Annotated in this window: 9 protein-coding genes; all 9 read left to right on the top strand. The window is 50.2% G+C overall.

Translation table 11 applies throughout. The annotated features are described in order from the left end of the window. On the top strand, positions 1-276 hold a 276-nt coding region (locus tag DES37_RS24570), incomplete at its 5' end, for an EF-Tu C-terminal domain-related protein (protein WP_110028208.1). Between the two features lie 232 nt (positions 277-508). Further along, positions 509-892, top strand: a complete 384-nt coding sequence (gene secE, locus DES37_RS24565) for a preprotein translocase subunit SecE (RefSeq protein WP_064597158.1) — start codon at positions 509-511, stop codon at positions 890-892. Between the two features lies 1 nt (position 893). Further along, positions 894-1,439 carry a transcription termination/antitermination protein NusG gene (gene nusG / locus DES37_RS24560; protein WP_001287521.1) on the top strand — a complete coding sequence of 182 codons (546 nt, stop codon included), beginning with the start codon at positions 894-896 and terminating at the stop codon, positions 1,437-1,439. A 212-nt stretch (positions 1,440-1,651) separates the two neighbouring features. Then, complete coding sequence (gene rplK, locus DES37_RS24555; RefSeq protein ID WP_110028207.1) at positions 1,652-2,080, top strand: 50S ribosomal protein L11; 429 nt, start codon at positions 1,652-1,654, stop codon at positions 2,078-2,080. Positions 2,081-2,083: 3 nt separating this feature from the next. Next, positions 2,084-2,788: a 50S ribosomal protein L1 gene (gene rplA, locus DES37_RS24550; protein ID WP_110028206.1), complete on the top strand. Its 705-nt coding sequence runs from the start codon at positions 2,084-2,086 to the stop codon at positions 2,786-2,788. A gap of 333 nt (positions 2,789-3,121) precedes the next feature. Further along, positions 3,122-3,619, top strand: coding sequence for a 50S ribosomal protein L10 (rplJ, locus tag DES37_RS24545; RefSeq protein WP_036103050.1), 498 nt, complete (start codon positions 3,122-3,124; stop codon positions 3,617-3,619). Positions 3,620-3,685: 66 nt separating this feature from the next. Beyond that, complete coding sequence (gene rplL / locus DES37_RS24540) at positions 3,686-4,054, top strand: 50S ribosomal protein L7/L12 (RefSeq protein WP_036103048.1); 369 nt, start codon at positions 3,686-3,688, stop codon at positions 4,052-4,054. A gap of 322 nt (positions 4,055-4,376) precedes the next feature. Next, on the top strand, positions 4,377-8,405 hold the full coding sequence (gene rpoB / locus DES37_RS24535) for a DNA-directed RNA polymerase subunit beta (RefSeq protein WP_036103045.1): 4,029 nt from the start codon (positions 4,377-4,379) through the stop codon (positions 8,403-8,405). A gap of 76 nt (positions 8,406-8,481) precedes the next feature. Further along, positions 8,482-12,711 carry a DNA-directed RNA polymerase subunit beta' gene (gene rpoC, locus DES37_RS24530; RefSeq protein ID WP_110028205.1) on the top strand — a complete coding sequence of 1,410 codons (4,230 nt, stop codon included), beginning with the start codon at positions 8,482-8,484 and terminating at the stop codon, positions 12,709-12,711. Positions 12,712-12,751: the final 40 nt, after the last annotated feature.

Raw genomic sequence — 12,751 nt, 5'->3', positions numbered from 1 at the left:
AAATTCGAATCTGAAGTATACGTTCTGAGCAAAGATGAAGGCGGCCGTCATACTCCGTTCTTCAAAGGCTACCGTCCTCAGTTCTACTTCCGTACCACTGACGTAACTGGCTCCATCGAACTGCCGGAAGGCGTTGAAATGGTAATGCCGGGCGACAACATTCAAATGGTTGTTACCCTGATCCACCCGATCGCAATGGACGAAGGTCTGCGCTTTGCAATCCGTGAAGGCGGCCGTACCGTTGGTGCTGGCGTTGTTGCTAAAGTTCTCGGCTAATTGCTGATAACATTTGACGTAATGCGCAATAAAAGGGCATCATTTGATGCCCTTTTTGTACGCTCTCGAACCAGAACCTGGCTCATCAGTGATTTCTTTTCCATAATCATTGCTGAGACAGGCTCTGAAGATGGCGTAGAGTGCCGAAATATTGCCTAAGCGAAATTCGGTTTGGTTGCCTCGCGTTTGCGGGGCAAAAATGTTTGTCTGATTCATTGTTACAGGTTGAACTATGAGTGCGAATACCGAAGCTCAGGGAAGCGGGCGCGGCCTGGAAGTATTAAAATGGCTGGTTGTCATTGCTCTGCTCTGTGTGGCCATCATCGGCAACTACCTTTATCGTGATGTGAACCTGCTGGGTCGGGCTGTCGCGGTAGTCGTTTTGATTGCTGCAGCAGGTGGTGTCGCTCTGTTGACCACAAAAGGTAAAGCCACGGTTGCTTTTGCCCGTGAAGCAAGAACTGAAGTTCGTAAAGTGATTTGGCCGACCCGCCAGGAAACATTGCACACCACATTAATCGTTGCAGCAGTGACGGCTGTTATGTCACTGATCCTGTGGGGGCTGGATGGTATTCTGGTCCGTGTGGTCTCTTTTATCACTGGACTGAGGTTCTGAAATGTCTGAAGCTCCTAAAAAACGTTGGTACGTCGTTCAGGCGTTTTCCGGCTTTGAAGGTCGCGTAGCTACTTCTCTGCGTGAACATATTAAATTGCATAATATGGAAGAACTGTTTGGTGAAGTTATGGTGCCAACAGAAGAAGTGGTTGAAATTCGTGGCGGTCAACGCCGTAAAAGCGAACGTAAATTTTTCCCGGGCTATGTTCTTGTCCAGATGGTGATGAATGACGCCAGTTGGCACCTGGTACGCAGTGTACCGCGTGTTATGGGCTTCATCGGTGGTACCTCTGACCGCCCGGCGCCCATCAGCGACAAAGAAGTTGATGCTATCATGAACCGTCTGCAGCAGGTTGGGGATAAACCGCGTCCGAAAACGCTGTTTGAACCGGGTGAAATGGTTCGTGTTAACGATGGTCCGTTCGCTGACTTTAACGGCGTTGTCGAAGAAGTCGATTACGAGAAAAGCCGCCTGAAAGTGTCTGTGTCCATCTTTGGCCGCGCGACACCTGTTGAGCTGGATTTCAGCCAGGTAGAAAAAGCCTGATTAGCCTGACGTCACAACTGCTGCGGCGCCACTAACCCGCAGGTTGTGCTGGTTATAAAATCGAATGTAAAAGCAACAATTACTGTTGCGTGAGGCGCGAAATTGACATACAATTTCGCGCCTTTTGTTTTTACATGCCGTAAAGCGTGTAAACAGAGTTTAACTACGGGGAGCCTCAAAAGAGGCGTTATAACCCATTAGAGGAAATATCAATGGCCAAGAAAGTCCAAGCCTATGTCAAGCTGCAGGTTGCAGCTGGTATGGCTAACCCGAGTCCGCCAGTTGGTCCGGCTCTGGGTCAACAGGGTGTTAACATCATGGAATTCTGTAAAGCGTTTAACGCCAAAACTGAATCCCTTGAGAAAGGTCTGCCAATTCCGGTTGTTATTACCGTTTACGCTGACCGTTCTTTCACCTTCGTTACCAAAACTCCGCCGGCAGCAGTTCTGCTGAAAAAAGCGGCTGGTATCAAGTCTGGTTCCGGTAAACCGAACAAAGACAAAGTGGGTAAAGTAACTCACGCTCAGGTTCTTGAGATTGCTCAGATCAAAGCAGCGGACATGACTGGTGCAGATGTTGAAGCGATGGCTCGTTCTATCGCTGGTACCGCTCGTTCCATGGGCCTGGTAGTGGAGGACTAAGAAATGGCTAAACTGACCAAGCGCATGCGCGTGATCCGTGACAAAGTTGATGCAACTAAACAGTATGACATCAGCGAAGCCATTGCTCTGCTGAAAGAGCTGGCCACTGCAAAATTCGTAGAAAGCGTAGACGTTGCCGTTAACCTCGGCATCGATGCACGTAAATCTGATCAGAACGTTCGTGGCGCAACTGTGCTGCCGAATGGTACTGGTCGTACCGTTCGCGTTGCCGTATTTACCCAGGGTCCTAACGCTGAAGCAGCTAAAGCTGCTGGCGCTGAGCTGGTAGGTATGGAAGACCTGGCTGACCAGATCAAGAAAGGCGAAATGAACTTCGACGTTGTTATTGCTTCTCCGGATGCAATGCGCGTTGTTGGTCAACTCGGCCAGATCCTGGGGCCGCGCGGCCTGATGCCAAACCCGAAAGTTGGTACTGTAACTCCTAACGTTGCTGAAGCAGTTAAAAATGCTAAAGCTGGCCAGGTTCGTTACCGTAACGACAAAAACGGCATCATCCACACCACTATTGGTAAAGTAGATTTTGACGCTGACAAACTGAAAGAAAACCTGGAAGCACTGCTGGTTGCGCTGAAAAAAGCGAAACCTGCTACTGCTAAAGGCGTTTACATCAAGAAAGTTAGCCTGTCTACCACCATGGGTGCTGGCGTTGCTGTTGACCAGGCTGGTCTGTCAGCGGTTGCGAACTAATCATTCGCTTTACGTGGGCGGTGGATTTGTCTACAATCTTCCCCCCACGTTTCTGCTCAGGCAGACGTTTAGTGCAGAACGTGCAATGCATGAATTGCATTGAACAAGAATTTCGGTTGGAGCCTGGCCTTATCCAGGCCTCCGTCCAAGACCGCAGGTGTTTCTTAATTGAGGCTTAATTTCCTGCGTAGACGGTGACAGAACCTGAAGAATCTTTTTATTAAGTTCTCTTTGGCTTGTTTCTGCTCACCGTATTAAGACGTTCTTATCGTTGATAAGAGTGAAGTGAGTTCCGGGACTCAGTGTCCCGGCAAACATCCAGGAGCAAAGCTAATGGCTTTAAATCTTCAAGACAAACAAGCGATTGTTGCTGAAGTCAGCGAAGTAGCCAAAGGCGCGCTGTCTGCGGTAGTTGCGGATTCCCGTGGCGTAACCGTAGACAAAATGACCGAACTGCGTAAAGCAGGTCGCGAAGCCGGCGTTTACATGCGTGTTGTTCGTAACACCCTGTTGCGTCGTGTTGTTGAAGGCACTCAGTTCGAATGCCTGAAAGACGCGTTTGTTGGTCCGACCCTGATTGCATACTCTATGGAACACCCGGGCGCAGCTGCTCGTTTGTTCAAAGATTTCGCTAAAGCGAATGCAAAATTTGAGGTCAAAGCGGCAGCCTTTGAAGGTGAGTTCATCCCGGCGGCTCAGATCGATCGCCTGGCAACTCTGCCAACCTACGAAGAAGCAATTGCACGCCTGATGGCAACCATGAAAGAAGCCTCTGCTGGCAAACTGGTTCGCACTCTGGCGGCTGTACGCGATGCGAAAGAAGCTGCTTAATTGCACTTTTTTTTGTCATTCGCTTGCTTACGTATAAACTTATTCTGATATTCAGGAACAATTTAAATGTCTATCACTAAAGATCAAATCATTGAAGCAGTATCCGCTATGTCCGTAATGGACGTTGTAGAACTGATTTCTGCAATGGAAGAAAAATTCGGTGTTTCTGCTGCTGCTGCTGTAGCTGTTGCTGCTGGCCCGGCTGCTGACGCTGCTGAAGAAAAAACTGAATTCGACGTAATTCTGAAAGCTGCTGGCGGTAACAAAGTTGCTGTTATCAAAGCAGTGCGTGGTGCTACCGGTCTAGGCCTGAAAGAAGCCAAAGATCTGGTTGAATCTGCTCCGGCTGCCCTGAAAGAAGGCGTGAGCAAAGACGACGCAGAAGCTCTGAAGAAAGCTCTGGAAGAAGCTGGCGCTGAAGTTGAAGTTAAATAAGCCACTTTTTCTGGTAACAGCCTGAGAAATCAGGCTGCTGGCTGGTGATTTTATAGTCACCAGCCTTTTTGCGCTCAAGGGAGCCAGTAGCGTTTCACACTGTTTGACTGCTGGTTTTCATGTCAATGCTTGTTTCTATCGACGACTTAATATACTGCGACAGCGCGGTGTTGCTGGGTAAATCGCAATGAAATGGTTTAAGAGTGATAGAAACAGGCATTGCGGATAGTGTTCCACTTTCCGGTCAAAAAATAGTGTTGCATAAAAAACTGTCCGTCCAGTGGGCAGAGTGGGTCGACTTGTCAGCGAGCTGAGGAACCCTATGGTTTACTCCTATACCGAGAAAAAACGTATTCGTAAGGATTTTGGTAAACGTCCACAAGTTCTGGATGTCCCATATCTCCTTTCTATCCAGCTTGACTCGTTCCAGAAGTTTATCGAGCAAGATCCTGAAGGGCAGTACGGTCTTGAAGCGGCTTTCCGCTCCGTATTCCCGATTCAGAGCTACAGCGGCAATTCGGAACTGCAATACGTCAGCTACCGTCTTGGCGAACCTGTCTTTGATGTTCAAGAATGCCAGATCCGTGGTGTTACGTTCTCTGCACCGCTGCGCGTAAAACTGCGCCTGGTTATCTATGAGCGTGAAGCGCCTGAAGGCACTGTAAAAGACATCAAAGAACAAGAAGTCTACATGGGTGAAATCCCGCTCATGACTGATAACGGTACTTTCGTTATCAACGGTACTGAGCGTGTTATCGTTTCCCAGTTACACCGTAGCCCGGGCGTCTTCTTTGACAGTGACAAAGGGAAAACCCACTCTTCGGGTAAGGTTCTGTACAACGCGCGTATTATTCCTTACCGCGGTTCATGGCTGGACTTCGAATTCGATCCGAAAGACAACCTGTTCGTACGTATTGACCGCCGTCGTAAACTGCCGGCAACGATTATCCTGCGTGCACTGAACTACACAACTGAACAGATCCTGGATTTGTTCTTCAAAAAAGTTGTGTTTGAAATCCGTGATAACAAACTGCAAATGCAGTTGGTGCCGGAACGTCTGCGTGGTGAAACCGCTTCTTTCGATATCGAATCAGACGGTAAAGTTTACGTTGAGAAAGGTCGCCGTATCACTGCTCGTCATATCCGCCAGTTGGAAAAAGACGAAGTTCAGCACATTGAAGTTCCTGTCGAATATATCGCCGGGAAAGTCGTTGCTAAAGATTACATCGACGAATCAACAGGCGAGCTGATCTGCCCGGCGAACATGGAGCTGTCTCTGGACTTGCTGGCTAAACTGAGCCAGGCAGGCCATAAGAGCATTGAGACTCTGTTCACCAACGATCTGGACCATGGTCCGTACATGTCCGAAACCGTGCGTATTGACCCAACCAATGACCGCCTGAGCGCGCTGGTTGAAATCTATCGCATGATGCGCCCTGGTGAGCCGCCGACTCGTGAAGCTGCTGAAAGCCTGTTCGAGAACCTGTTCTTCTCTGAAGACCGCTATGACCTGTCTGCTGTAGGTCGTATGAAATTCAACCGCTCGCTGCTGCGTGGCGAGATTGAAGGTTCTGGCATCCTGAGCAAAGAAGACATTATCGATGTAATGAAAAAACTCATCGATATTCGTAACGGTAAAGGCGAAGTGGATGATATTGACCACCTCGGCAACCGTCGTATTCGCTCTGTGGGTGAAATGGCTGAGAACCAGTTCCGTGTTGGCCTGGTGCGTGTAGAGCGTGCGGTTAAAGAACGTCTGTCTCTGGGCGATCTCGACACCCTGATGCCGCAGGACATGATCAACGCGAAACCTATCTCTGCTGCAGTTAAAGAGTTCTTTGGTTCCAGCCAGCTGTCTCAGTTTATGGACCAGAACAACCCGCTGTCAGAGATTACCCATAAACGCCGTATTTCCGCGTTGGGCCCAGGCGGTCTGACCCGTGAGCGTGCGGGCTTTGAAGTTCGAGACGTTCACCCGACTCACTACGGTCGTGTGTGCCCAATCGAAACCCCTGAAGGTCCGAACATCGGTCTTATCAACTCCTTGTCTGTTTATGCACAGACCAACGAGTATGGTTTCCTTGAAACACCGTATCGTAAAGTGACTGACGGTGTTGTGACCGACGAAATTCATTACCTGTCTGCTATTGAAGAAGGCAACTTCGTTATCGCTCAGGCGAACTCCAACCTGGATGACGACGGCCACTTCGTAGAAGACCTGGTAACCTGCCGTAACAAAGGCGAATCAAGTTTGTTCAGCCGTGATCAGGTTGACTACATGGACGTTTCCACACAACAGGTTGTTTCTGTTGGTGCGTCTCTGATTCCCTTCCTGGAACACGATGACGCCAACCGTGCATTGATGGGTGCGAACATGCAACGTCAGGCGGTACCAACTCTGCGCTCTGATAAGCCGCTGGTTGGTACAGGTATGGAACGCGCTGTTGCAGTTGACTCCGGTGTTACAGCTGTTGCCAAACGTGGTGGGACTATCCAGTACGTTGATGCTTCCCGTATCGTTATTAAAGTTAACGAAGATGAGATGTATCCGGGCGAAGCAGGTATCGATATTTACAACCTGACCAAGTACACCCGTTCTAACCAGAACACCTGCATCAACCAGATGCCGTGTGTGTCTCTGGGTGAGCCGGTGGAACGTGGTGATGTTCTGGCTGATGGCCCGTCCACCGATTTGGGTGAACTGGCGCTGGGTCAGAATATGCGCGTGGCGTTTATGCCATGGAACGGTTACAACTTCGAAGACTCCATCCTCGTATCTGAGCGTGTTGTCCAGGAAGACCGTTTCACCACTATCCATATTCAGGAACAAGCTTGTGTGTCTCGCGACACCAAACTGGGGCCTGAAGAAATTACTGCAGATATCCCGAACGTGGGTGAAGCTGCGCTCTCCAAACTGGATGAATCCGGTATTGTTTACATCGGTGCAGAAGTTACCGGTGGCGACATCCTGGTGGGCAAAGTAACGCCGAAAGGCGAAACTCAGCTGACTCCGGAAGAGAAACTGCTGCGTGCCATCTTTGGTGAAAAAGCCTCTGATGTTAAAGACTCTTCTCTGCGCGTACCGAATGGTGTATCTGGTACCGTTATTGACGTTCAGGTCTTTACTCGCGATGGCGTAGAAAAAGATAAACGTGCGCTGGAAATCGAAGAAATGCAGCTCAAACAGGCTAAGAAAGACCTGTCTGAAGAACTGCAAATCCTCGAAGCTGGCTTGTTCGGCCGTATCCGTGCTGTGCTGATCTCTGGTGGCATTGAAGCTGAGAAGCTCGACAAACTGCCACGTGATCGCTGGCTGGAACTGGGCCTGGCTGATGAAGAAAAACAGAATCAGCTGGAACAACTGGCAGAGCAGTACGATGAACTGAAGCACGAGTTCGAGAAAAAACTCGAAGCGAAACGCCGTAAAATCACTCAGGGCGATGACCTGGCACCTGGCGTGCTGAAAATCGTTAAAGTGTATCTGGCTGTTAAACGTCAGATTCAGCCTGGGGATAAAATGGCGGGCCGCCACGGTAACAAAGGGGTTATTTCTAAGATCAACCCGATCGAAGATATGCCATACGATGAAAACGGCACGCCGGTTGATATCGTACTGAACCCACTGGGCGTACCGTCTCGTATGAACATCGGTCAGATCCTGGAAACCCACCTGGGTATGGCTGCTAAAGGTATTGGCGACAAGATTAACGCCATGCTGAAACAGCAGCAGGAAGTGGCCAAACTGCGTGAGTTCATCCAGCGTGCTTATGACCTGGGTGCAGATGTTCGCCAGAAAGTAGACCTGAATACCTTCAGCGATGAAGAAGTTCTGCGTCTGGCTGAAAACCTGCGCAAAGGTATGCCGATTGCCACCCCAGTGTTTGATGGTGCGAAAGAAGCTGAAATTAAAGAGCTGCTGAAACTGGGTGATCTGCCGACTTCTGGTCAGATTACGCTGTTTGACGGCCGTACCGGTGAGAAGTTCGAGCGTCAGGTAACTGTTGGTTACATGTACATGCTCAAACTGAACCACCTGGTCGACGACAAAATGCACGCTCGTTCCACCGGTTCTTACAGCCTGGTTACTCAGCAGCCGCTGGGTGGTAAGGCGCAGTTCGGTGGTCAGCGCTTCGGGGAGATGGAAGTGTGGGCACTGGAAGCATATGGTGCCGCCTATACTCTGCAGGAAATGCTCACCGTTAAGTCTGATGACGTGAATGGCCGTACCAAGATGTATAAAAACATCGTGGATGGCAGCCATCAGATGGAACCGGGCATGCCGGAATCCTTCAACGTACTGTTGAAAGAAATCCGTTCGCTGGGTATCAACATCGAACTGGAAGACGAGTAATTCTCGCGCAAACAGGTCCATGGTGCCCGGGTAATACCGGGCATCAGAGAGTGCTAACTCCGACGGGAGCCAATCCGTGAAAGACTTATTAAAGTTTCTGAAAGCGCAAACTAAAACCGAAGAGTTTGATGCGATCAAAATTGCTCTGGCATCGCCAGACATGATCCGTTCCTGGTCTTTTGGTGAAGTTAAAAAGCCGGAAACCATTAACTACCGTACCTTCAAACCGGAGCGTGACGGTCTGTTCTGTGCTCGCATTTTCGGGCCGGTAAAAGATTACGAGTGCCTGTGCGGTAAGTACAAGCGCTTGAAACACCGCGGTGTTATCTGTGAAAAATGTGGTGTTGAAGTTACTCAGACCAAAGTACGTCGTGAACGTATGGGTCACATTGAGCTGGCTTCTCCGACTGCCCACATTTGGTTCCTGAAATCACTGCCATCCCGTATCGGTTTGCTGCTCGATATGCCTTTGCGTGATATCGAACGTGTACTGTACTTCGAATCTTATGTAGTTATCGAAGGCGGTATGACCAACCTGGAACGCCGTCAGATCCTGACTGAAGAACAGTATCTGGACGCGCTGGAAGAGTTTGGTGACGAATTCGACGCGAAAATGGGTGCAGAAGCTATTCAGGCCCTGCTGAAAGGCATGGATCTGGAGCAGGAATGTGAACAACTGCGCGAAGAGTTGAATGAAACCAACTCTGAAACCAAACGTAAAAAGCTGACCAAGCGTATCAAGCTGCTGGAAGCGTTCGTTCAGTCTGGTAACAAACCAGAGTGGATGATCCTGACAGTTCTGCCGGTTCTGCCGCCAGATCTGCGCCCGCTGGTACCGCTGGATGGTGGTCGTTTCGCAACATCAGATCTGAACGATCTGTACCGTCGCGTTATCAACCGTAACAACCGTCTGAAACGTCTGCTGGATCTGGCTGCGCCAGATATCATCGTACGTAACGAAAAACGTATGCTGCAGGAAGCGGTTGATGCCCTGCTGGATAACGGCCGTCGCGGTCGTGCCATTACGGGTTCTAACAAACGTCCTCTGAAATCTTTGGCCGATATGATCAAAGGTAAACAGGGTCGTTTCCGTCAGAACCTGCTGGGTAAACGTGTTGACTACTCCGGCCGTTCGGTTATCACCGTAGGTCCATACCTGCGTCTGCACCAGTGCGGTCTGCCGAAGAAAATGGCACTGGAACTGTTCAAACCGTTCATCTACGGCAAGCTGGAACTGCGTGGTTTAGCTACCACCATTAAAGCAGCCAAGAAAATGGTTGAACGTGAAGAAGCCGTTGTTTGGGATATCCTGGACGAAGTTATTCGCGAACACCCGGTCATGCTGAACCGTGCACCAACTCTGCACCGTTTGGGTATTCAGGCATTTGAACCTGTACTGATCGAAGGTAAAGCTATTCAGCTGCACCCGCTGGTGTGTGCGGCGTATAACGCCGACTTCGATGGTGACCAGATGGCTGTTCACGTACCGCTGACGCTGGAAGCCCAGTTGGAAGCACGTGCGCTGATGATGTCCACCAACAACATTCTGTCTCCGGCAAACGGTGAACCAATCATCGTTCCGTCTCAGGACGTTGTACTGGGTCTGTACTACATGACCCGTGACAAAATCAACGCCATGGGCGAAGGCATGGTTCTCACCGGGCCGAAAGAAGCTGAACGTTTATACCGTTCAGGCCAGGCTGAGCTGCATGCGCGCGTAAAAGTACGTATCACAGAATATGAAAAAGACGAACAGGGTGAATATGTGGCGAAAACCACATTGAAAGACACCACTGTTGGTCGTGCGATTCTGTGGATGATCGTACCTCAGGGTCTGCCGTTCACTATCGTGAACCAGCCGCTGGGTAAAAAAGCGATCTCCAAAATGCTGAACACCTGTTACCGCATTCTGGGCCTGAAACCGACGGTTATTTTTGCTGACCAGATCATGTATACCGGTTTTGCGTATGCAGCACGTTCTGGTGCATCTGTTGGTATCGACGATATGGTTATTCCGGCGAAAAAAGCCGAAATCATCGCCGAAGCTGAAGCAGAAGTGGCAGAAATCCAGGAACAGTTCCAGTCTGGTCTGGTAACTGCGGGCGAACGTTACAACAAAGTCATCGATATTTGGGCTGCGGCGAATGACCGTGTTTCCAAAGCGATGATGGATAACCTGCAAACTGAAACCGTTATTAACCGTAAAGGTGAAGAAGAGCAGCAGGTTTCCTTTAACAGCATCTATATGATGGCCGACTCCGGGGCGCGTGGTTCTGCGGCTCAGATTCGTCAGCTGGCTGGTATGCGTGGTCTGATGGCTAAGCCAGATGGCTCCATCATCGAAACGCCAATCACCGCGAACTTCCGTGAAGGTCTGAACGTACTCCAGTACTTCATTTCAACCCACGGTGCTCGTAAAGGTCTGGCGGATACCGCACTGAAAACAGCAAACTCCGGTTACCTGACTCGTCGTCTGGTTGACGTCGCGCAGGACCTGGTTGTGACTGAAGATGACTGCGGTACGTTAGACGGCATCATGATGACGCCGGTTATCGAAGGTGGTGATGTTAAAGAACCACTGCGTGACCGCGTACTGGGTCGTGTAACGGCTGAAGACGTTCTGAAACCGGGTACTGCAGATATTCTGGTTCCGCGTAACACGCTGCTCAATGAACAGTGGTGTGACCTGCTGGAAGTGAATTCTGTAGACAGCCTGAAAGTACGTTCTGTTGTAACCTGTGACACCGATTTTGGTGTGTGTGCTCACTGCTATGGTCGTGACCTGGCGCGTGGTCATATCATCAACAAAGGTGAAGCCATTGGGGTTATCGCAGCACAGTCTATCGGTGAACCTGGTACTCAGCTGACCATGCGTACCTTCCACATCGGTGGTGCGGCATCTCGTGCGGCTGCTGAATCCAGCATCCAGGTGAAAAACAAAGGTAGCATCAAGCTGAACAACGCGAAATCCGTTGTTAACTCCAGCGGCAAACTGGTTATTACTTCTCGTAATACCGAGCTGAAGTTGATCGACGAATTCGGGCGTACCAAAGAAAGCTATAAAGTACCTTACGGTTCTGTGCTGACCAAAAATGATGGCGAACCAGTAGCAGCAGGCGAAACTGTTGCTAACTGGGATCCGCACACCATGCCGGTTATCACCGAAGTTCCGGGCTTTATTCGCTTTACCGACATGATTGATGGCCAGACCATTACTCGTCAGACCGATGAGCTGACTGGTTTGTCTTCTATCGTGGTTCTGGACTCAGCAGAGCGTACAGCGGGTGGTAAAGACTTGCGTCCGGCACTGAAAATCGTTGATGCCAACGGTGATGATGTCCTGATCCCTGGTACCGATATGCCTGCGCAGTACTTCCTGCCGGGTAAAGCTATCGTTCAGTTGGATGACGGCGTTCAGATTAGCTCCGGTGACACACTGGCGCGTCTGCCGCAGGAATCTGGCGGTACTAAAGATATTACCGGTGGTCTGCCGCGTGTTGCTGACTTGTTCGAAGCACGTCGTCCGAAAGAACCTGCAATCCTTGCTGAAATCAGCGGTGTGGTTTCCTTCGGTAAAGAAACCAAAGGTAAACGTCGCCTGGTTATCACCCCACTGGATGGTGAAAACGCTTACGAAGAGATGATTCCTAAATGGCGTCAGCTCAACGTGTTTGAAGGTGAACGTGTTGAACGTGGTGACGTGATTTCCGATGGTCCGGAATCTGCTCATGACATTCTGCGTCTGCGTGGTGTTCAGGCTGTAACTCGTTACATCGTTAACGAAGTACAGGACGTATACCGTCTGCAGGGCGTTAAGATCAACGATAAACACATCGAAGTTATCGTTCGTCAGATGCTGCGTAAAGCTACCATCATGAATGCAGGCAGCTCCGACTTCCTGGAAGGCGAGCAGGTAGAGTACTCTCGCGTGAAAATCGCGAACCGCTTGTTGGAAGACGACGGCAAAGTCAGCGCAACGTTCATGCGCGACCTGCTGGGTATTACCAAAGCGTCTCTGGCAACCGAGTCCTTCATCTCTGCTGCATCGTTCCAGGAAACGACGCGTGTTCTTACCGAAGCCGCTGTTGCGGGTAAACGTGATGAATTGCGTGGCCTGAAAGAGAACGTCATTGTGGGTCGTTTGATTCCGGCTGGTACCGGCTATGCTTACCACCAGGATCGCATGCGCCGCCGTGCTGCGGGTGAAACACCTGCTGCTGCACCGCAGATCAGTGCTGAAGAAGCTACTGCCAACCTGGCAGAGCTGCTGAATGCTGGCCTGGGCGGGAACAACGATAACGATTAATCGTTATCTCTCGCTGATAAAACCGCGTCTTCGGGCGCGG

Origin of the sequence: Mangrovibacter plantisponsor, assembly GCF_003182475.1 — a bacterium.
GTDB classification, from domain to species: Bacteria; Pseudomonadota; Gammaproteobacteria; order Enterobacterales; family Enterobacteriaceae; genus Mangrovibacter; species Mangrovibacter plantisponsor.
This window is presented reverse-complemented; position numbering and strand designations above follow the sequence as displayed.